Origin of the sequence: Sphingobium cloacae (assembly GCF_002355855.1) — a bacterium.
GTDB lineage: Bacteria > Pseudomonadota > Alphaproteobacteria > Sphingomonadales > Sphingomonadaceae > Sphingobium > Sphingobium cloacae.
The window spans coordinates 2,171,365-2,191,613 of the sequence record NZ_AP017655.1; the positions used below are offsets into that span (position 1 = coordinate 2,171,365).

The following is a 20,249-nucleotide window of genomic DNA, read 5'->3' on the forward strand; positions in this document are numbered from 1 at the left end:
CGCACCTTCCCGTCGCCTGCTTCCGCCAATCGTAACGCTTATGCAGATCGGTTGTTGCATGGGAACAAAGCCTTTGCTAATGGCCGCCTCCTACCAAGGCACCGGCCCCGCCGGTTCCCCGGAAATGTGCGGTCGTGGCGGAATTGGTAGACGCGCAACGTTGAGGTCGTTGTGGCCGAAAGGCCGTGGAAGTTCGAGTCTTCTCGACCGCACCAGCATCCTTTGAAAACAAAGGATAATTCCGGGGGTTTTCGCCAATTTGGCACACTGCCATCTGCGGACCGTTTCATAGCTGCGACTGATAGCCGGCGAAGCGGTTTACTGCTCACCTCATTTGGCGCGATTTGGCGCGGGCGGCCGCCCCTCCCCGGCGACGGCTCACTGCTCGTTTGTGATTTGGTCGCCAGGCCTCGGCTTCACCCTTGGTGTCGAAGGTCGCTGTTGCTGGTAAGGTCCGTGGACAATAGGGATTGTCCTATTGGCTGGGTTGTGATTCCAGCTTCCCTGGTTCGCCGTGGCACGATCTGTCCTGCGGGTTTGGCAACGGGAGCAGCGCCTTCAGACGGTTTCGGCGCTGGGTGCGGGTGGCGTGTCCGGCCGGCTTCAGAAATGCTCTCAGCGAACGGACGGCACGCCGCCCGCAACGCCGATCGACGCCGAAAATAGCGAGGCCCGGTCCTGCGCGAGCAGTCCGGGCCTCATTCCCTCTCCAAAGCGTAAACGGGTCAGCCGTCGTAGTCGCCGCCGATATTCTGGTTGCGCGGCGGCGCGGCGGCGGTCAGGCGCAGGGCCTCCGCCGACTGGGCGATGGAACCGATTTCGTCCGGCGTGTCGTCATCGTCGATCTGCACCTTTTGCAGCGAACCGACGAGCGAATCCTGAAGATCCACGGGCAGGACGGTTTCCTCCGCGATCTCGCGCAGGGCGACGACCGGATTCTTGTCGCGGTCGCGATCGAGGGTCAGTTCCGCGCCGCCGGAAATCTCGCGCGCGCGCTGCGCGGCGAGAAGGACGAGATCAAAACGGTTGGTAACCTTGTCGACGCAATCTTCGACGGTAACTCGGGCCAACAGGGCCTCCTGAACAAGGAATGAGAGTCGTGAAAGGCGCGCCTAACAGCCTGCCGCGCCGGAGTCAATGAAAGCGTGGCGCGGCTCATGGCGCGGCGGGACCAGCCGACCGCCGTTTCCGGCGATTTGCGGACAAACGGCGGGCGGGTGTCTGGAACAACCTATCATGAAAGTGCGCCGTCCGAGCCCCCTTCCCCCCTCTCAGGAGCCGTCGCGCGACCCCGCCGCTCTGGCCAAGCGCGGCGAATGGGGGCATGAAGGCGGCATGGCGACCCACCAGCACGCCCCGCCCGCGCAGGACATGGACGGCATCCGCCTGACGCTGGACGGCAATCAACTGCGCGTGATCGACCAGGGTCCGGCGCTGCGCGATGCGCTGGTCGCGTTGATCGACGGCGCGCGCGCCAGCCTGAAGCTCTATTATTATATCTTCGCGACGGACGGGAGCGGGCGGCTCGTGCTGGAGCGGCTGGTCGCGGCGCGCGCACGGGGCGTGGCCGTGACGCTGATGATCGACGCCTTCGGGTCGAGCGGCACGCCGACCGCCTTTTTCGCGCCGCTGGTCGAGGCGGGCGGACGCTTCGGATGGTTCGGCGCGCGGCGCTCCACCCGCTACCTGATCCGCAACCATCAGAAGATGGCGATCGCCGACGACCGGCGGCTGCTGATCGGCGGCTTCAACGTGGAGGACAGCTATTTCGGGCTGCCGCAGGAGGATTGCTGGCACGATCTGGGCCTGATGATCGAAGGGCCGCAGACCGAGGCGATGGTGCGGTGGTACGGCCAGCTGTGGCGATGGGTGTCGACCCGCAAGCAGAGCTTCCGCCTGCTGCGCGGGCTGGTGCGCCATTGGGGCAAGCGGTCGCGGCGGCAGGACGGATCGCCTTTCCACTGGCTGATCGGCGGGCCGACGCAGCGGCTGAGCCCCTGGGCCACGGTGGTGAAGCGCGATCTGGAGACGGCGCAACGGGTGGACATGGTGGAAGCCTATTTCTCGCCGGGCCGCGGGATGCTGAAACGGATCGCCCGGGCGGCGCGGCGCAAGGGCGCGCGGATCGTCCTGCCTTCCCGGTCGGACAATGGCGCGACGGTCGCGGCGGCGCGGCTGCTCTATGGACCGCTGCTGCGCCGGGGGGTGGAGATTTTCGAATATCAGCCGTGCAAGCTGCACATGAAGCTGATCGTGATCGACGACGCGGTCTATATCGGGTCGGCCAATTTCGACATGCGCAGCCTGTTCCTCAATCTGGAGGTCATGCTGAAGGTCGAGCATGCGCCCTTCGCCGAGGCGATGCGCGGCTTCATAGCGCGGCGGACGCAGGACAGCCGCCGCATCACGCTGGAAAGCCACAAGGCGCAGCGCGGGCTGCTGACGCTGGCGAAACAGTGGATCAGCTATCTGCTGGTGGGCGTGCTCGACTATACGGTGACGCGGCGGCTCAATTTCCGCGACCCGAACGCGGATTGACCCCCGTCAGCCCAGCGCCTCCGTCGCGGGCGTGTAGGGCAGGTCGAGATCGTCGGCCACGGCCCGATAGGTCACCTTCCCGTCCCAGACATTGAGGCCCGCGAGCAGATGGGGATCGCGGCGCATCGCTTCCCGCCAGCCGAGATCGGCGATCCGCAGCGCATGGGGCAGCGTCACGTTGTTGAGCGCATAGGTGCTGGTGCGCGCCACCGCGCCGGGCATGTTGGCGACGCAATAATGGACGATGCCGTCGATCACATAGGTCGGTTCGGCATGGGTGGTCGGGCGGCTGGTTTCGAAGCAGCCGCCCTGATCGATGGCGACGTCGACCAGCACCGCGCCCTTCTTCATGGTCTTGAGCATTTCGGCCGACACCAGCTTGGGCGCGGCGGCGCCGGGGATGAGCACCGCGCCGATCACCAGATCCGCGTCCGCCACGCATTCGGCGAGATTGGCGCGGTTGGAAAAGCGCGTCTTCGCCCGCGCTTCGAAATATGTGCCCAGCCGTTCGAGCACCTGCGGATCGCGATCGAGCACGGTGACGTCCGCGCCCAGCCCCGCCGCCATCTGCGCCGCGTTGAAGCCGACCACGCCGCCGCCGATCACCGCGACCTTGGCCGGAAGCACGCCCGGCACGCCGCCCAGCAGCACCCCGCGCCCGCCATGCGCCTTTTCCAGCGCGGTCGCGCCCGCCTGGATCGACATGCGCCCGGCGACCTGGCTCATGGGCTTGAGCAGCGGAAGGCCGCCGCCGCCGTCGGTCACCGTTTCATAGGCGATGCAGACCGCCCCCGACGCCATGAGATCGCGGGTCTGTTCCGGGTCGGGCGCGAGGTGGAGATAGGTGTAGAGGATCTGGCCGGGGCGCAGCATGGCGCGCTCGTCCGGTTGCGGTTCCTTGACCTTCACGATCATCTCCGCCGCGGCGAAGATGTCGGCGGCATCGGAAACGATGCGCCCGCCTGCCCGTTCATAGAGCACGTCATGCGCGCCGATGCCCTCGCCCGCGCCGCTTTCCACCAGCACGTCATGGCCGTGGGCGGTCAGTTCATGCACGCTTTCCGGCGTGAGGCCGACGCGATATTCGTGATTCTTGATTTCCCTGACGGTGCCGACGATCATGACCTTGCTCTCCGCTTTCCCGGCATGGACCATGCCGGACCTGCCGCGCATATAACGCAAAAAGCGGGGGCCGATCGATTCAATATCGGCTGGCGGCGGCGCCGGGGCCGATGAGGCCGGCGGCGCCCTGCGGAAAGACGGCCTTCATCCCCGGCCGGCCATTCTCCGTTGCTGCGCCGCCTGCGGCGCGGCGTGCAGGATGCGCGCATAGCGATGGCCGAGGCGCGTCAGTATTTCATAGGAAATGGTGCCCGCGTCCCGCGCCACATCCTCGATCCCCTGATGCGGGCCGAGCAGTTCGACGGGCGCGCCGGGATAGAGATGCTCTTCGGGCACGTCGGTCACGTCCAGCGTGATGCTGTCCATCGACACGCGCCCGGCGATCGGCGCGCGATGCCCGGCGATGAAGGCGCTGCCCTTGCCGGAAAGATGGCGGGGCCAGCCATCGGCATAGCCGACCGGGATCGTCGCGATGCGGGTCGGGCGATCCGCGACGAAGCTGAGGCCATAGCCGACGCCGGCCCCCGGCGGGATGGTCCGCAGCTGGACGATGCGGGTGTCCAGCGTCACGACCGGGCGCATCGGATTGACGGCATGCTCGTGCGGCGCGCCGCCATAGAGGGCGATTCCCGGACGCGCGATGTCGAAATGGGCGGGACGGCGCTGCATCGCGCCGCCCGAATTGTCGAGCGAGCGGGGCAGGCCGGGGAAAAGCGCGCCGATCCGTTCGAACGCCGCGAGCTGGCTGCCGTTGGCGGGAGCATCCGGATCGTCGGCGCAGGCCAGATGGCTCATGAGGAGGACGGGCTCGACGCCCTCCAACCGTTGCGGCTGCGCGATCAGCGTCTGGACCTCATCGGGGGAAAGGCCAAGACGCGACATGCCGGTGTCCACCTGAAGCGCGGCGCGCCATGTCCGGCCCGTGGCCCTGGCGAACGCAGCCCAGCCTTCGATCTGCGCAAGGCAGTTGAGGACCGGCACGGCGCCGATGGCGGCGCAGGCCGGCTCCCCGCCCGGCATGAGGCCGTTGAGAATGTAGAGTTGCGCGTCGGGTGGCAGGATGCCCGCTTCGCGGATCGCCTCCGCCTCGCCCAGATGGGCCACGAAGAAATGACGGCATCCCGCGTCCGCCAGCGCCTGCGTCACCGGAACCGCGCCCAGGCCATAGGCATCCGCCTTCACCACCGCTCCGGCGGTGGCGGGCGATACCGCGGCGCCGATCGTCCTCCAGTTCGCGACCAGCGCGTCCAGGTCGATATGCAGCGTCGCATAGGCATGATCTGGGGTCTGTTCCGGCACGGCCATTCCGATTCCTTCCTCGACCAGCAGGATAGGTGAAAGATCGTCGAATGAATACGCGATCTGCTGGACGATGTAGCGCTTATCCCTATAGGATCGATCGCTATCCGATTTTTCTGGAGAATTTCCATGGAGCTTGACGGGAAGGACCGCGCCATCCTGCGCCTGCTGCAACTCAATGCGCGGCTGACCCATGCGGAGATCGGGGAAAAGATCGGCCTGTCCCCCTCCGCCTGCCACCGGCGCGTCAAGCTGATGGAGGCGAACGGCGTGATCCGCGGCTATACCATCGTCACCGGCGGGACAGGCGACAGCGACGGCAAGGTCAATGTCCTGGTGCAGGTGACGCTGGAGCGGCAGACCGAGGATTATCTGTCGCGCTTCGAACGGGCGGTGCGGGAGTGCCCGGAAATCCGCGAATGTTTCCTGATGGCGGGATCGGTCGATTACTGGCTGCGGGTCGAGGCCGTCAACGCCACGGCCTATGAGCGCATCCATGGCGAGATATTGTCGCGCCTGCCGGGCGTGACGCGGATCAATTCCAGCTTCGCGATGCGCGACGCGCTCCGCCACCGGCGGGACGGCGGTTGATCCAGATCAGCGAGATTCCTGCGGAACGTCCGCGCCCCCGCATCGTTCTAACCATGCTCATCCGGCACCGAGGAACGGACAGACAGGACCCTGCGTCCCGGTCGCGATTTCCGGCGCGGGGGGCATGAACGGTTTCCCACGAAACTGGCCGGAGTCGAATATCGGATCATAGCATCAGCCAGCGATCGTCCGCCCCCGGCTTTCCCGATGGAAAGCCGCCGCGGATGGCGTCGGCCAGGGGCCGCTATCGACGACGGGCCAGGAATGTTCCTGTGAGGATTTCTGGATGAAGATCGCGCAAATCGCTCCTCTGGCCGAAAGCGTCCCGCCGAAACTTTATGGGGGGACGGAACGGATCGTATCCTATCTGACCGAAGAACTGGTGCGGCAGGGCCATGACGTCACCCTGTTCGCCAGCGGGGATTCGTTGACCGCCGCTGAACTTGTCCCCATCACGCCCATGGCGCTGCGGCTGAACGGCAAGGTCGTCGATCCCATCCCCTATCATATGATGCTGCTGGAAGCGGTGATGCGCCGCGCCGACACGTTCGACGCGCTGCATTTCCACATCGACATCCTGCACATGCCGATGGTGCGGGACTGTCTGGAGCGGACGGTGACGACGCTGCACGGGCGGCTGGACCTGCCGGACCTGCCCGCTTTCTACCGCACCTTCCCGCACCATCCGCTGGTGTCGATTTCCGATCACCAGCGGTTGCCGATGCCGCCCGTCAACTGGGCGCGCACCATCCATCACGGCCTGCCCGCCGACCTGCTGCCGCCGTCATGGGGGCCGGGCGAGGGCTATCTGGCGTTTCTGGGGCGCATTTCGCCCGAAAAGCGCCCCGACCGCGCGATCCGCATCGCCGCCCGGTCCGGCCTGCCGCTGCGCATCGCGGCGAAGATCGACAATGTGGACCGGGCCTATTGGGAAAAGGAGATCGCGCCCCTGGTCGAGCGCTACCCCAATGTCCGCTTCATCGGCGAGATCAACGAACGGCAGAAGGCGCAATTCCTGGGACAGGCGCGGGCGCTGGTCTTCCCGATCGACTGGCCCGAACCCTTCGGCCTCGTCATGATCGAGGCCATGGCCTGCGCCACGCCGGTCATCGCCTTCCGCTGCGGATCGGTGCCCGAGATCATCGAGCACGGCGTGTCCGGCTTCATCGTCGAGAGCGAGGACGAGGCGGTCGCGGCGGTCGCGCGGCTGGACGATCTGGACCGCCGGCGGGTCCGCGCCGCATTTGATGCACGTTTCACTGCGCAGCGCATGGCGAGCGACTATATATCGCTCTATCGTGGCCTACCCGGCGCCCGGATGGAAACGCCCCCCCTGTGGCGGCCGCGCGGGGAGGAAGCCGGTCTGCAAATCGTCGCATGAGGAAAAGCCATGGCATCATCCGTCCAGCCGCAAACCGATGACAGGATGAAGGCGGGGCTGGAACAAAGCCTGTCGCAGATGAACACCCAGTTCTTCATTCCCGCCACCGCTTCGCTGCACGAACGCCGTCCGCGCACATTGAAGCATGGCGACAGCTTCGCCGTGTTCGACCATAGCGGAGACGCGATTTCCGGGCCGGGCAGTCCGGAGGGCCTCTATCATCGCGACACGCGCCACCTGTCCCACCTGTTCCTGACGGTGAACGGGCAGCGCCCGATCCTGCTGAGTTCGAGCCTGCGGGACGACAATACGATGCTGACCTGCGACCTCGCCAACCCCGACTTCATCGGGCCGGACGGCGCGGTGGAGGTCGAGCATGACCTCATCCACCTGCGCCGCAGCCGCTTCCTGTGGAAGAGCGCGGTCTATGAGCGCATCACCATCCGCAATTTCGACAAGCAGGCCCGCGGCATGACCGTGGGGATCGGCTTCGACGCCGATTTCCGCGACCTGTTCGAAATCCGCGGAACCGTGCGCCTGCGGCGCGGCACGATGCTGGAGCCGGAGATACAGGCCGATACCGTGTGCCTGCGCTATCGCGGACGCGACGAGCTGGAGCGGGTGACGCAGATCGAGTTCGATCCCCTGCCCCAATCGCTGACGGCGGGCGAAGCCCTGTTCGACATCGCCCTGTCGCCGGGGGAACGGTGCGCCATCTTCATGCGGATCGGCTGCATCGCCGAACAGGCGGAAGAGGAGCTTCCCAAGCGCTTCCTCAAATCCCTGCGCGAAGCGATGCAGGGATCGCGGCAGGCGCTGACGCGCGGAGCCTCCATCCGGTCGTCCAACCAGCTGTTCAACGAAGTGACGCGCCGGGCCGTCGCGGACATCGCCATGCTGTCGACGGATACGGAATACGGCCCCTATCCCTATGCCGGGATTCCGTGGTTCAGCACGATCTTCGGCCGCGACGCGATCATCACCGCGATCCAGACGCTCTGGCTCGATCCGGCGATCAGCCGGGGCGTTCTGGGCTATCTGGCGGCGCACCAGGCGACGGGCTTCGATCCGGCGGCCGATGCCGAACCGGGCAAGATCCTGCATGAAGTGCGCCATGGCGAAATGGCGGAACTGGGCGAGGTGCCGTTCCGCCATTATTATGGCAGCATCGATTCGACGCCGCTCTTCGTGATGCTGGCGGGCGCCTATCTGGAGCGGACGGACGACCTGTCCTTCCTCCGGACGATCCGGGATCATATCGACGCGGCGCTGAACTGGATCGACGCCTATGGCGACAGGGACGGCGACGGCTTCGTCGAATATGGCCGGCTGACCGACGAGGGCCTGGTCAACCAGGGCTGGAAGGACAGCCATGATTCCATCTTCCACGCCGATGGAACCATCGCGCAGGGGCCGATCGCGCTGGCGGAGGTGCAGGCCTATGTCTTCGGCGCATGGAACGCGGCCGCGCTGATCTTCGGCCGGCTGGGGGATGCGGAACGGGCGGAGCATTACAGGGAACGCGCGCAATGGATGCGCGAGGCGTTCGATACGGCCTTTTTCGACGAGGCGCTGGGCACCTATGTGCTGGCGCTCGACGGGCAGAAGCGGCCCTGCCGGGTCCGATCTTCCAATGCCGGGCATGTGCTCTTCGCGGGGCTGGCGCGGAAGGATCGGGCGGCCGACGTGGTGCGATCGCTCATGGCCCCGGCCTCCTTTTCCGGCTGGGGCATCCGCACCATCGCCTCGACCGAAGCGCGCTACAATCCGATGAGCTATCATAACGGATCGATCTGGCCGCATGACAATGCGCTGATCGCGGCGGGCTTTTCGCGCTATGGCCATCGGCAGGAGGCGGCGCGGATCTTCGAGGGGCTGTTCGCCGCCGCCACCTATGTCGACCAGATGCGGCTGCCCGAACTCTTCTGCGGCTTTCCCCGCAGGCGGTCGCAGGGGCCGACCTTCTATCCGGTCGCATGCAGCCCGCAGGCCTGGTCGGCCGCCGCCCCGCTGTTCCTCATCCAGGCGAGCCTGGGGCTGCGCTTCGACACCGACGCGCATCAGGTGCGGCTGATCGAGCCGACGCTGCCGGGTTTCCTCGACACGCTGACGCTGCGCGGCCTGCCGGTGGGCGAAGCGAAGATCGACATCGAATGCGTGAACATGGCGGGCAATGTCGTCGTCAAATCCTCCCACGGCGCGGACGCCAGGGTACTGGTGCTGACCTGAGCCGCGGCGTCGCGGCGCTCACGCGCTCCTGCGCGATGGCCTCGCGACAGTCCGGTACACCTGCATCAGCCGGTCGAAATGCGCGTCCTCGTCGAACCGCGATTGGACATCCGCATAGGCGGCCTTGCCAAGAGCGCGGCACAGTTGCGGATCATCCCACATGCGCCGCAGCTGCCGCGCCAGATCGGCGGCGTCGCCCGGCCTGAAATGCAGGCCGGTCTCCCCTTCCCGCACCGTGTCGGTCAGGGCCCCGATGCGGGACGCGATGACCGGCACGCCATGCGCCATGGCTTCGGCGGCGACGATCGCAAAGGTTTCGAACCAGAGGCTCGGCACCACCAGCGCGCGGGCGCCGCGATAGACCTGCGCCAGCATGTCGGCGTCCCGCGTGATCGTCGCCGGAACCCCCTGCCGCACCAGCGGGGCCGGATCGCAGCCGGCCGGGCCCGCGACATGAACGGGCACCTGCGCCATGCGGGCCGCTTCCAGAAGGATGTCGAGACCCTTTTCCGGGACGAAGCGGCCGGCAAAGGCGAAATATCCTCCCTTCGCCGGATCGACCGGGCGCGGCGCGGCGGGGATGACGCATTCGTTGATGCTGATCCGGTCGAGGGGGATATGGGCGCGTTCATGCAGCCAGTCCCGGCTGAACGGGGTCAGGACGATGAACCGGCTGACATGACGGCGATAGAAATCGCGCCGGGCCGCGAGGGCATGGCGCAAGGCGAAGGCGGCGCTTTCCAGCGGATTGTTCCGGCAGTCGCGCAGCAGCGCATGGTGCGCCCCGCGATCGGTGCAGCGGGTGCACAGGGTTCGTCCGTCATGATGCGTGGCGACCGCGCAGGTGATGCGGAAGTCGTAGCAGCTATGGACGACCGGGATTCCCGCGCGCGCGCAGAGTTCGAATATCCACGGGCCGATGAGCGGATAGAGTTCATGCGTATGCACGATGTCGGGCCGGTCCCGGTCCAGCCGCGCGGCGAAGGACCGCAGCGCGCCCGGCGCGTACAGGCCGTTGGCGAAGGCCGTCAGCCGGCCGCGAATCCCGGGCGGCAGCGCGCGGCTGTCCCGTTCGAAGCAGTCGACCGACAGGCCGCGCCGCCGCGACAGGGCGATGGTGGAGTCCCACGCATTGTCCGAGCCCCCGCCGCCCCGGTGGCGGTTGAAGACATGCAGGATCTTCATGCCGTCCTTGCAGGGAGGTCCGGGGATGCAGCGAACCGGTCGGGCCGGTACATTTCGCCGATCCGGTCGGATGACGGGCGGGTCCGCGACGCCTTGAGGTCGAGCATCCGCCGGAACAGGCCCGCATAGCCATCCACCACCGCATCCCAGCGGAAGGCCGCCTCCGCGCGGGCCTGCGCGGCGCGGCCCAGGGCGGCGCGCCTGTCGGGGCGGGCGTCCAGATCGGCGAGGATGGCGGCGAGGTGACCGCGCGCCTTGCTGAAATAGGGATTGTCCGGGCCGACATTTTCCCGATGGAACACCACGTCGATGGGGACGCAGGGCGCCCCCCAGTGCATCGCGCGCAACAGGCTGGGATTGGTGCCGCCGACCTCATGCCCGTGCAGATAGGCGGCGCAATGGCGGTAGAGCGCGTTGAGCGCGGCGGATTCGAAGACGCCGCCGACGCAGCGCACCTGTCCGTCATCCTCGGCCGCGACGGCACGGGCATAATCGCTTTCATAGGGGACCGATCCCACCACGACCAGCGGATGCTTCACACCCGACAGGCGATATTCGCGGATGATATGGTCGACATTGTTTTCCGGCTCCATCCGGGCGACCACCAGATAATATTGGCCGGGCGTCACGCCGAACCGGGCGAGCGCCGCAAGGTCCGGCGCATCGCCGACTTCGCCGGAATAGGGAATATAGGTGGAGCCGGCCCGATATTCATCGCGATAGTAAAGCTGCATCGCCCGGGAATCGGTGACCAGCCATGACGCCAGCCGCGCGCTCACCCATTCCGACCATTTATAATAGCGCTGTTGCAGCGGACTCCATTTGCGCCTTTGCCAGCCCAGCCCGTCGGTGTGGATCAGGACAGGGACGCCGCGCAGCCTGAGCGGCACGATGAAGGGACCGTTGCCGGGGTCCACCACGAAGACCAGATCGAAACGGCGCAGGCTGGCGTCCAGAACGGCGAGATTGCTGTGGACGATGCTTTCGAAGCTCTTGCCGCCGGGCGCGGGCAGGTAACGGCATCGCACGCCTTTGAAACGCGCGGGCCTTTCCTCATAATATTGGTTCCGGCAGTAGACGGTGACGTCCATGCCGTGATCGCGCACCAGCCCGACGGCCAGTTCCTCCACCAGCGTGCTGAAACCGCTGTAGCGGGCGGGGATGCCGCGATCGCCGATGATCGCGATGCGGAGCGGGCGGGATGCGTCAGTCATGGGGCTTGAACCCCAGCCAGACATCCTGCGTCATGTCCGCGGCGGCATCGGGCGGAACCTGCTCCACCTGTTTGAAGCCGGCCAGCAGCGTGTTCCGCACATAGGCGGGCGGATGGATGGCGAAGAACCATTTCTTCCCTTCCCTGAACCGCCTTTGCGTGACGATCCGGCCGCTATCATAGGCGTCGGCCTCGTCCCTGCGCGTGAGCAGATAGCGATAATGGTCGCCATGGGTGGTCGCGATCATCATGCCGCCGGGCTTGAGCACCCGATAGAGTTCGCGCGCCCAGGCTTCGTGCATTTCCTCCGACAAATGGGTGAAGACCGAGAAATTATAGGTCGCGTCGAAACTGTTGTCCGGAAAGGGCAAGGGCGGGGCGAGGCCGTTCAGCGCGAACTCGATGTCGGGAAGGTGGTCGCGGCACCAGTCGATCGTCGCCGGATTGTAATCGGTGCCGACGATGCGCGGCGCCCGGTCCGGCATCAGCGCCGCCATGTGCCGGATCAAACGGCCGGGACCGCAGCCCCATTCCAGGATGGCGGGCGCGGGATGGGCGGGCAGCCTTTCCCGGATGAGCCGCGCGAACAGCCCCGCATGGCGCAGCCCCATATCGTGATAGTCCGCCCAGTCCACCTTGTTATAGGCGTCGAAGGCCAGGTCGGCGGGCGGCACCGCGAAGTCGGGGCGGCTCGCCAGGAAAGCGCGATTGCCGCGCGCCGCCTTCGCGCTCTTGTGCAGGAAGGTCATGCGATCGAGCACCGGCAACAGGCCGAGAGACCGGGTGGCGCTGATGATGTGATATTTCATGAAAGGACGCCTTTCTTCTGGAAAGAACCGATCATTGTTCGAACAGCCGCCGCGCATGGGCGCGATCCTGTTCGACGATGGCGAGGAGCGGGAAGGGAGAATCGGGCTGCGTCAGCCGGAAGCGGTTGGCGCGGTTCTGGAGGAGGTCGAGCACGACCGCCGAGGCGATGCCCGATCCGATCCCGACGACGATGGCGGCGACCAGCAGCAGCTTGGTCCGGGGCGCGTCGGGCTTGTCGGGCAGGGACGCGCCTTCCACCACCTGGATGGCGGACGGCGCGGACTGGGCCGTCGCCGCCGTCACCGCCGCCGTCATCAGCTTGTCCTGCAACGCCAGATAGGTCTTTTCCAATATGTCATGGGCGCGGCTGAGGTCGTGGCTGTCCTTCATCTTCTGCGGGATGCGGTCGATCTGCTGGCGGCGCGCCTCGACTTCGGCGGAAAGCGCGACCAGGCCCGCCTTGTCCGCCGCCAGCTTCGCTTCCAGCGCGGCCTTGCGGGCGCGCAACGCGTCATGGCCGCTGTTGCGGGCGATGTTGGTTTGCTGCACGCCCTGTTGCGGCTCGGCCGCAAGCTGCTTTTCGATGGCAGCGATCTGGTCGTTCATGTCGCGCACGTCCGGGGAGTCCGGACGGTAGCGGAGCAGCATGGAATCGCGCGCCGCGACCAGCTTCGCCCTTTCCTGCCGCAGCGCGGCGGCGACCGGATTGTCCTGCACCAGCCGCGATGCGACGATGGTGCTGCCTTCGCGCGCCAGCTGCCCCGCGACGACCGACAGTTCCCGCTGGGTTTCGGCGATGGCGACGCGTTTGTCGTCGACGCCCTGCTGCTGCTGGAGGAGCTGGCCGACCTCGATCTTGTCCTTCTCGAACATCAGCAGCATGTCGTTCTGCGTGTAGTAACGCTCCATCCGCTGTTCGAGCGCGCGCAGGTCGCGGTGCGCCCGTTCCGTTTCCGCTTGCAGGGCGGCATAGGCCTGATGCGCTTCGTCGGCGAAGCGGCGGCGGCGCTGGGCGATGTAGGTGGCGGCGACCTTGTCCGCGATCTCAGCGACGCGGGGCGAAGGGCCGCGCACCGTCAGCAGGCCGATATTGCTGTCGGCCACCGGGATCATCGCGACGCCGGTGCGGAAATCGTCGAGCGTGCGCGCGCGGTCGACCTCTTCCTGCGTGGGGACATAGCGGGACGGTTGGCGCGGGCGCAGGAAATCCTTGGTCGCGCGCCACGCCTGCCCCGGCCAGGACTGCGTCCACAGATAGGTGAGGTAGCGCAGCGGCGGATGGTAGACATCCTCATAGCGCAGATCGAGATCGGATATGACCTGCTTCAACACCGGGCCGGAGGTCAGCAGCACCCTCTCGTCCTTGAGCGCGTTGCGGCGGAAGACCGCCCAGCTGTCGTAGAAGCTCTCGCGCTGGCGGTCGTCGTCCGGCACGGCGGACAGCGTGACGCTGGCCGAATAGACCGGCGGCCAGACGAGGATGTAGAGCGTCACCAGCGCCAGCGTCAGCGCCGTCACCGCCACGATCAGCCGCCGGTGCCCCGCCATCGCCAGCCGCACGATCCGCCCCGCGCGGCGGAAGTCGAAACTGTCCGCTTCCGGGCGGTAGGGCACGGCTTCGGCATGTGGCGCGGAGGCCATCGGCAGGGCATGCGGATCAGTCACGGTTGATTTCCTGCAACAGCCGCAACTGCACATAGGGCGCAATGAGCTGAGTCAGGCCGCCCAAGGGCGCGTTGACATAATTCTGGATGAAGCGGCCGAACCGCGCGGCGCCGCTTTCCTGCACGACGATCACGTCGTCGGGTTGCAGCGGCAGGTTCTGGAGCGTGAAGAGCAGGCCCGCATGGCCCTTCGCCTGCGTGTGCAGGATATGGGCGGTCAGATGCCCCGCATCGTCCAGCCGGATGAGCGCGACATTGCCATGCGCGGCGGCCTTGCCCAGATCGCCCGCCAGCACGATCGCCTGCGCGGCGGTGGGCGCGTCGCGCAGGGGAACCGCGCCGGGGCGGTTCACTTCCCCGGCGACGAAGACACGGGCCTCGCGCGGATTGGTGACCGCCACCGTGACCTGCGGATCGATGACCCGTGGCAGCAGCGCCTGCCGCACCGACCGGGCCGCGTCCATCGGCGCAAGCCCGGCAAGGCGGATGTCCCCCGTCTTGGGCAGCGTCACCATGCCGTCCGGGCGGATGGTGGCGGTGCGGGACAGTTCGGGCATCCGGTCGACCAGCACCTCCACCATGTCGCCCGGCGCGAGGAGATAGGCCCGCTCATAACGCGCTGTAGAGCGGATGACATCGGGCGCGGCGGCGACGGTGCGCGCTTCCTTCAGGCTGCCCGCGCAGGCGCACAGCAGCATCAGCGGCGCGGCAAGGACAAGATGTTTCAAGACGACGTTCCTTCCGTGGGAAAGGCGCGGGGCGGGCGGAGGGAAAGGCGCGCGCGCATCCACCAGGCGCGGGGGGACAGCGGATTGACGGCGCAGGCGTGGCGCACGGCCTGCCGCGCCGCGCGGACATCGCCCTCTTCCAGCCGCATCTGCGCCCAGGCGCGGTGCAGCCGGGCGACGATGGCGCGCCGCCGCCGTTCGGGCGCGCCCCGATAGCGCCGCCGTTCCAGGATGCGCAGCATCGTCCCCACGACCGCCGGATTGTGCATCAGGCCCAGCGTGTTGCGGAGCGACCCCGCATGAAAGCGGAAACCGACGAGCAGGTCGGGATCGAACCAGCCCGTCGCCCCGACATCCCCCAGCCGCGTGAAGATATTGAGTTCGAACGGGAAATTGCCGTGGCAATCGGCATCGACGAAACCGGACGCATGCAGCGCCGCCGTGCGGAACAGCGTGCCGGAAATGGGGGTGAAGCCGCTTTCCATATGGGTGTCGAGCACCGGGAAGGGTCCTGCTTCGCGGCGGCACCGGCCGTGCCGGCGGTGATAGTCCATCGTCTGCGGCTGGGACGCGCGGCCCGTCTCGTCCAGCAGCCAGGGATTGGCGACGAACAGCGCGCAGCCGGGCGAAGCGTCCAGCGCCGCCACCGCCCGTTGCAGATAATAGGGGGCGAGCAGGTCGTCGTCGTGGAGGATGCAGAAATATTCGGCGTTCCCCGCCGCCGCCAGCAGATAGCGGCCCTGCCCATATTCGCCGCGATTTTCCGGCTGCTGCACGAAGCGGAAGCGCGGATCGCCCAGGCCCTCCACGAAGGCGCGGACCTCTTCCCCCGCGCCGCCCGGAGAGCAATTGTCGCTGACGACGGCGCGGAACCAGGCGAAGGATTGGATACGCAGGCTTTCCACCGCGTCCCGCACGAAATCGGGGCGGTTATAGGTGGGGATGCCGACGAAGACGCGCTCAGAAAAAATGGCGGTGGTCCCTGTACCAGAGGAAGGTCTGCCGGAGCCGTTCGTCCAGCCGCGCGGCCGGCGCCCAGCCGAGCTTTTCCGCCGCGAGGTCGGACGAGAGATATTGCGCCTGGATCTCGCCATGGGCGTTGTTGCGGACATCGGGTTCCAGATCGGCCCGCCCCGCCGCCGCCAGCGTCCGCCGGGTAAGGTCGAGCACGCTGACCGGCTCGCCCGTGCCGAAGTTGAAGGCGCGCCCGACGATCCCCGCGTCGCCCATATGCTCGCCCAGCAGCAGATAGGCGCGCACGATGTCCTCCACGAACACATAGTCGCGCACCGGCGACCCGTCCGAGCGGATCACCGGGCGCTCCCCGTCGATGGCGGCGAGGCAGGTGCCCGGCACGATGCGGTTGACGTTGAGGTCGCCCGGCCCGAACAGGTTGCCGCATCGCGTGATGGTGACGGGCAGGCGGTAGCTCTGCGCGTAGGACAGCGCGATCAGGTCGGCGCAGCTTTTCGACACGTCATAGGGATGCCGCCCCTGCAAGGCGAAGTCCTCCCGATAGGGCAGGACTTCATGGTCGCCATAGGCCTTGTCGGAGGAGGCGACGACGATGCGCTCGACGGTCCCCACGCGCCGGCACGCCTCCAGCAGCACCCATGTCCCCTTGATGTTCGCCTCGAAGGTGGAGAGGGGATTGCGGTTCGCCACGCCCACGATCGCCTGCGCGCCGAGGTGGAAGACGGTGTCCACGGCATATTCGTTGATCGCGCGCTCGATCACGTCATAATCCTCCAGCGCGCCGCGCACGACCTTGGCCCGGCCGGCGAGATCGGTCGACTGGAAGCGGGACTGGGGCACCATGTCGCGGACCAGCGCGACGACCTCCGCCCCCTGCGCCAGCAGTTCGGCGACCAGCGATCCGCCCAGAAAGCCGGTCGCGCCGGTGACGAGGCAGGTCTTGCCCTTCCAGAAGCTCATGCCGCGCGCTCCTGCATCGGGGCCGCGATCCATGGCAGCGGCTGGCCTTCCGCGATGACCTCGTCCATTTCGACCACGTCCTTGTAGAAGTCGAAGGACTTGAAGAAACCGTCATGGCGATAGGTGAAGGCTTCGCGCCGGGCGATCATCGGCGGGATGATGTCCCGCTCCAGATTTTCGCCGTTCCAGTCGTCGAAGATCGCCGGCTCCATCACCATGAAGCCCGCGTTGATCCAGTAATCCTGGATCAGCGGCTTTTCGACGAAGCGGTCGATGGCCCCGTCCTCCGCGACCGACAGCACGCCATATTGCGAATACATGGGGACGGAGGTGATCGTCAGCCGCGCGCCATGGCCGCGGTGGAAGGCGATGACATCGTGCAGCGACACGTCCGACAGCCCGTCGCCATAAGTGGCGATGAACGGACCGTCGATCAGGTGGCGGCAATTATAGATGCGGCGGCCGGTATCGGCTTCCTCACCGGTATCCACGATCTCGATATGGGCGCCGATGTCCTTCCCCTCGAAATAATCGTGGAGGACATCCTGCCGGTATCCTGCCGCCAGGATGAATTCATGAAAGCCCTGCCGGATGAAATTCTTGATGACATGCACCAGCACGGGCGTTCCGCCGAGCGGCAGCATCGGCTTGGGCAGATAGGTGGTGAAGGGGAAGGCCCGGATGCCTTGGCCCCCGCAGAGTATGACAACCTTCATCTGGCGGTTCCTTTCATGGTGCGATCGAACTGTTCGAGGGGAAGGGTGGCGATGCCGATGCCGAATTCCGGGCCGCTGAAGCCGCGCCGGATCAGCGGCGCGAGCTTTGCGTTCGCCACATGGCCCGCGAACCAGAGTTGCAGGTCGGTTCCGTCGACCAGCGGCGCGGGCGCGAGAATCTCGCCATCCGTCCAGTCCGTGCTTCGCCGGGTGAGGACGGGCGCCTTGTCCTCCACGAACGGCGCGTCGCCATCCGCCGAGCGGGCATGATGGATCGCCGCCTGCTGCCATTCGGGGTCCGCGCCCTTGCGGACATGGGCGACCGAATAGAAGAGGTCGATGCCGCCGTCCCGCGCCAGCGCGGCGGGGGAGGAATAGCCCGCATAGCCCTGCGCCGCCGGATAGAGCGGCCCCTGCCGCAGCACCTGGCGCGGCGCGCTGAACCGGACGCCGTCGGTCGAGGTGACAAGGCCGATGGACTGGAGCGGCGGCCCGCCTCCCTCGCGCCCGCCCACGGCGGAGAAATAGAGGAACAGCCGATCGCCCAGCACCGCCAGCCCCGGCTCGCCCACCAGATAGCCGTTCCAGTCGGTCGCGCCGCCCGATGCCCGGAGCAGCGTCCATTGCGCGATCCGCCAGTCGATGCCGTCCGGCGATATGGCGAGGCCGATGGCCATGGGCGAAGGATCGGGATCGGGGTAGATGCCGGTGAAGGCCATCCAGTAACGCCCGCGAAAGCGCGCGACGCTGGGCGTTTCGATGCTGGCATAGGGGCCGCCCTCCGGCGACAGCAGCGGCGTCGCGGGCGAGAGGGTCCAGCGCCGCCCGTCGGGCGAGGTGGCGCGGAACGGCAGGACGGGCGGCTTGAACGGCTCGCCGGTGCTGCTGGTCATGTAGAGGACATAGCCCTCGTCCGTCCGCAACAGGCTGGGATCGTTCCACAGCGCTTGCGGACGCAGCGATCCGGCCGGGATCACCGGCGCATGGCGGCTGACCGTCCATCCCGCCGCGGCGGGCGGCGGTTCCGGCGCGGGATCGGCCGCGCCGCAGCCGGCCAGCAGCGCCGCGAGGGCAAGGGAGACACGGCCGCGCATCAGAAGGCGTTCCGGTCGGCAAAGGGCACCAGCACGGTGCGGGCGAGGATCTTGAGGTCGAGCCAGAGCGACCAGCGGCGCAGATATTCGATGTCGTGGACGACCCGCTGCTCCATCTTGTCGAGCGTTTCGGTCTCGCCGCGCCAGCCGTTGATCTGGGCCAGGCCGGTGATGCCCGGCTTGATCTTGTGCCGCACCGAATAGCGGCGGATGACCGGGCGGAAGGATTCGTCGAGCGCGATGGGGTGCGGGCGCGGCCCGATGACGGACATATTGCCCCGCAGCACGTTCAGGAATTGCGGCAGCTCGTCGATCGAGGTCCGGCGCAGGAAGCCGCCGACCCGCGTGATCCGGTTGTCGCCGCGCCGCGCCTGCACGAAATGGTCGCTGTCCGACACATGCATGCTGCGGAACTTCCAGATGCGGAAAGGCTTGCCGTCGAGGCCGTAGCGAAGCTGGCGGTAGAAGACGGGCCCCGGCGAATCGAGCTTGATCGCGACGGCGACGATGGCCGTGACGGTCAGGAGGAACGGCAGCGCCAGCAGGGTCAGCGCGATGTCCTCGATCCGCTTGACGATGCGCGAATAGCCTTCGAACGGGGATTCGACGACGCTGACGACGGGCTGGCCGTACACATCGTCCCAGCGCGCGCCCACCAGGTCCAGCCGGAACAGCGGCGGGCAATAATAGATGGAGGCGGTGGTGTCGCCGAAACGGTCGATAATGGCCTTGATGCGCTGTTCGGCCGCCATGGGCAGGGTGACGTAGATGCGGCTCACCGCGCCCTGCCGCGCCAGATCGTAGAGCGCGTCGACCGACCCGCGCATCTGGTCGGCCGGGATGGCGGCCGTCCGGTCGTCGCCCGGCTGCCGGTCGTCGAACACGCCCAGCGAGCGGATGCCCATCCAGCGTTGCCGCGCGAAGACCGCTTGCAGGCGTTCGGCGGTCTCGGTCGCGCCGATGAAGGCGGCGTTGCGGTGGTCGTGACCGAAGGCGCGATAATAGCGCAGCCCCATGCGAACGGCGAGATGGAACAGGATAATGGCGGCCAGCGCGGCGGCATACCAGGCCGTCATGACCGGCAGCCATTCGGAAATCCGCGCGAAGGGAAGGTCGCCCAGCAGCCAGAACAGGCCCAGCAGGGCGAGGAAGCTGATCGTCCAGTAGGAGCCGAGGTCCGCGATCTCGTGCCGGAGGCGCACGACCCGCCAGGACCGGCTGAGATGGAAGAAGGAGGCGGTGAATTCCAGCACCGCGACGCATAGCAGCGCATCCACCACGGCTTCGCGCGGAGAGGGCCAGACCGCCCGCACGCACAGCAGCATCGCCAGCACGATGAGCAGCGTGTCCACGATCCGGCACAGCCGGACGAGGATCGCTCCATATTGCTGGAATATCCCGCTCGTCCTGAAATCCGCGTCCGACCCCTGTATCGGCATCCCTCAACCACTCCCAGACGTACCTTTTGCGTAATCGAGTACATAAAATATGTATTTTACGCAAAATATAGGTGAGAAACTCTGATAATATTCATAACTGAATTTTCGAATCACATTCTCATCTTACCTCACACCAGAAGCTAAAACACATTTAGTAACCATATTCTTACCGAGTGTCCGTTTTTGACACATTCGTTTTTACATGTGTTGATCGGTAAGAATGCGGAAAGTAATATATCCTATCCCATCAATACTTGATTCGACGAGTATTCGTCATTTCCGCCTTGGTTAAAGCGCGGAATAAA

17 protein-coding genes and 1 tRNA gene are annotated in these 20,249 nt (G+C 66.6%); 5 read left to right on the forward strand and 13 right to left on the reverse strand.

Going from position 1 to position 20,249, the window contains the following annotated elements:
* The first annotated feature begins 128 nt into the window (after window positions 1–128).
* Window positions 129–215 (forward strand) — tRNA-Leu (locus SCLO_RS10865).
* A 510-nt stretch (window positions 216–725) separates the two neighbouring features.
* Here the strand turns inward: SCLO_RS10865 and rpoZ are convergent.
* Window positions 726–1,070 carry a DNA-directed RNA polymerase subunit omega gene (rpoZ, locus tag SCLO_RS10870; protein WP_062061553.1) on the reverse strand — a complete coding sequence of 115 codons (345 nt, stop codon included), beginning with the start codon at window positions 1,068–1,070 and terminating at the stop codon, window positions 726–728.
* 265 nt (window positions 1,071–1,335) lie between these two features.
* On the opposite strand from rpoZ, the gene SCLO_RS10875 reads away from it, so the two are divergent.
* Window positions 1,336–2,538, forward strand: coding sequence for a phospholipase D-like domain-containing protein (locus tag SCLO_RS10875; protein ID WP_407695332.1), 1,203 nt, complete (start codon window positions 1,336–1,338; stop codon window positions 2,536–2,538).
* A gap of 6 nt (window positions 2,539–2,544) precedes the next feature.
* Here the strand turns inward: SCLO_RS10875 and ald are convergent, their stop codons facing one another.
* Together ald and alr are read right to left on the reverse strand one after the other, a co-directional pair.
* Entirely contained in the window at window positions 2,545–3,660 is a 1,116-nt protein-coding gene (gene ald / locus SCLO_RS10880; RefSeq protein ID WP_066518060.1) for an alanine dehydrogenase, read from the reverse strand.
* 144 nt (window positions 3,661–3,804) lie between these two features.
* Entirely contained in the window at window positions 3,805–4,965 is a 1,161-nt protein-coding gene (gene alr / locus SCLO_RS10885; RefSeq protein ID WP_066517964.1) for an alanine racemase, read from the reverse strand.
* A 123-nt stretch (window positions 4,966–5,088) separates the two neighbouring features.
* Between alr and SCLO_RS10890 the strand changes: the two genes are divergently transcribed.
* The 3 genes from SCLO_RS10890 to SCLO_RS10900 all read left to right on the forward strand — a co-directional run bounded on the left by SCLO_RS10890 (window position 5,089) and on the right by SCLO_RS10900 (window position 9,160).
* Window positions 5,089–5,550, forward strand: a complete 462-nt coding sequence (locus SCLO_RS10890) for an Lrp/AsnC family transcriptional regulator (RefSeq protein ID WP_066517967.1) — start codon at window positions 5,089–5,091, stop codon at window positions 5,548–5,550.
* Window positions 5,551–5,836: 286 nt separating this feature from the next.
* The gene (locus SCLO_RS10895) at window positions 5,837–6,931 is read left to right on the forward strand and encodes a glycosyltransferase family 4 protein (RefSeq protein ID WP_066517970.1); all 1,095 of its coding nucleotides are present in this window, start codon (window positions 5,837–5,839) and stop codon (window positions 6,929–6,931) included.
* Between the two features lie 9 nt (window positions 6,932–6,940).
* Window positions 6,941–9,160, forward strand: coding sequence for an amylo-alpha-1,6-glucosidase (locus tag SCLO_RS10900; RefSeq protein WP_066517973.1), 2,220 nt, complete (start codon window positions 6,941–6,943; stop codon window positions 9,158–9,160).
* A gap of 18 nt (window positions 9,161–9,178) precedes the next feature.
* Here the strand turns inward: SCLO_RS10900 and SCLO_RS10905 are convergent, their stop codons facing one another.
* Genes SCLO_RS10905 through SCLO_RS10945 form a run of 10 tightly spaced genes read right to left on the reverse strand, consistent with a single transcriptional unit; the run spans window position 9,179 to window position 19,944 of the window.
* On the reverse strand, window positions 9,179–10,345 hold the full coding sequence (locus SCLO_RS10905) for a glycosyltransferase family 4 protein (RefSeq protein ID WP_066517975.1): 1,167 nt from the start codon (window positions 10,343–10,345) through the stop codon (window positions 9,179–9,181).
* Window positions 10,342–11,559: a DUF1972 domain-containing protein gene (locus tag SCLO_RS10910; RefSeq protein WP_066517977.1), complete on the reverse strand. Its 1,218-nt coding sequence runs from the start codon at window positions 11,557–11,559 to the stop codon at window positions 10,342–10,344. Before SCLO_RS10910 ends, SCLO_RS10905 begins: the two co-directional genes overlap by 4 nt.
* Window positions 11,552–12,367: a class I SAM-dependent methyltransferase gene (locus tag SCLO_RS10915; RefSeq protein ID WP_066517979.1), complete on the reverse strand. Its 816-nt coding sequence runs from the start codon at window positions 12,365–12,367 to the stop codon at window positions 11,552–11,554. The genes SCLO_RS10910 and SCLO_RS10915 overlap by 8 nt, the downstream gene beginning before the upstream one ends.
* A 31-nt stretch (window positions 12,368–12,398) precedes the next feature.
* Entirely contained in the window at window positions 12,399–14,033 is a 1,635-nt protein-coding gene (locus tag SCLO_RS10920; RefSeq protein WP_066517981.1) for a GumC family protein, read from the reverse strand.
* Entirely contained in the window at window positions 14,026–14,760 is a 735-nt protein-coding gene (locus SCLO_RS10925) for a polysaccharide biosynthesis/export family protein (protein ID WP_066517983.1), read from the reverse strand. Before SCLO_RS10925 ends, SCLO_RS10920 begins: the two co-directional genes overlap by 8 nt.
* Complete coding sequence (locus SCLO_RS10930; RefSeq protein WP_066517985.1) at window positions 14,757–15,677, reverse strand: glycosyltransferase; 921 nt, start codon at window positions 15,675–15,677, stop codon at window positions 14,757–14,759. Before SCLO_RS10930 ends, SCLO_RS10925 begins: the two co-directional genes overlap by 4 nt.
* A gap of 43 nt (window positions 15,678–15,720) precedes the next feature.
* A complete protein-coding gene (locus tag SCLO_RS10935) occupies window positions 15,721–16,695 on the reverse strand; it encodes an NAD-dependent epimerase/dehydratase family protein (RefSeq protein WP_066518062.1) in 975 nt (324 codons plus the stop codon).
* Window positions 16,692–17,411 (reverse strand): nucleotidyltransferase family protein, encoded by a 720-nt coding sequence (locus tag SCLO_RS23350; protein ID WP_066517987.1) that lies wholly within the window; start codon window positions 17,409–17,411, stop codon window positions 16,692–16,694. Before SCLO_RS23350 ends, SCLO_RS10935 begins: the two co-directional genes overlap by 4 nt.
* Complete coding sequence (locus SCLO_RS23355) at window positions 17,408–18,505, reverse strand: glycoside hydrolase family protein (RefSeq protein ID WP_066517988.1); 1,098 nt, start codon at window positions 18,503–18,505, stop codon at window positions 17,408–17,410. The genes SCLO_RS23350 and SCLO_RS23355 overlap by 4 nt, the downstream gene beginning before the upstream one ends.
* Window positions 18,505–19,944 carry an undecaprenyl-phosphate glucose phosphotransferase gene (locus SCLO_RS10945; RefSeq protein ID WP_066517989.1) on the reverse strand — a complete coding sequence of 480 codons (1,440 nt, stop codon included), beginning with the start codon at window positions 19,942–19,944 and terminating at the stop codon, window positions 18,505–18,507. Before SCLO_RS10945 ends, SCLO_RS23355 begins: the two co-directional genes overlap by 1 nt.
* Window positions 19,945–20,249 lie beyond the last annotated feature (305 nt).

Excerpts from the sequence above, each read along its gene's own strand:
- SCLO_RS10915 (WP_066517979.1), bottom strand. The coding sequence starts at position 12,367 with ATGAAATATCACATCATCAGCGCCACCCGGTCTCTCGGCCTGTTGCCG.
- SCLO_RS10945 (WP_066517989.1), bottom strand. The coding sequence starts at position 19,944 with ATGCCGATACAGGGGTCGGACGCGGATTTCAGGACGAGCGGGATATTC.
- SCLO_RS10910 (WP_066517977.1), bottom strand. The coding sequence starts at position 11,559 with ATGACTGACGCATCCCGCCCGCTCCGCATCGCGATCATCGGCGATCGC.
- SCLO_RS23355 (WP_066517988.1), bottom strand. The coding sequence starts at position 18,505 with ATGCGCGGCCGTGTCTCCCTTGCCCTCGCGGCGCTGCTGGCCGGCTGC.
- SCLO_RS10890 (WP_066517967.1), top strand. The coding sequence starts at position 5,089 with ATGGAGCTTGACGGGAAGGACCGCGCCATCCTGCGCCTGCTGCAACTC.
- SCLO_RS10895 (WP_066517970.1), top strand. The coding sequence starts at position 5,837 with ATGAAGATCGCGCAAATCGCTCCTCTGGCCGAAAGCGTCCCGCCGAAA.
- SCLO_RS10875 (WP_407695332.1), top strand. The coding sequence starts at position 1,336 with ATGGCGACCCACCAGCACGCCCCGCCCGCGCAGGACATGGACGGCATC.
- SCLO_RS10935 (WP_066518062.1), bottom strand. The coding sequence starts at position 16,695 with ATGAGCTTCTGGAAGGGCAAGACCTGCCTCGTCACCGGCGCGACCGGC.
- SCLO_RS10900 (WP_066517973.1), top strand. The coding sequence starts at position 6,941 with ATGGCATCATCCGTCCAGCCGCAAACCGATGACAGGATGAAGGCGGGG.
- SCLO_RS10905 (WP_066517975.1), bottom strand. The coding sequence starts at position 10,345 with ATGAAGATCCTGCATGTCTTCAACCGCCACCGGGGCGGCGGGGGCTCG.
- ald (WP_066518060.1), bottom strand. The coding sequence starts at position 3,660 with ATGATCGTCGGCACCGTCAGGGAAATCAAGAATCACGAATATCGCGTC.
- alr (WP_066517964.1), bottom strand. The coding sequence starts at position 4,965 with ATGGCCGTGCCGGAACAGACCCCAGATCATGCCTATGCGACGCTGCAT.
- SCLO_RS23350 (WP_066517987.1), bottom strand. The coding sequence starts at position 17,411 with ATGAAGGTTGTCATACTCTGCGGGGGCCAAGGCATCCGGGCCTTCCCC.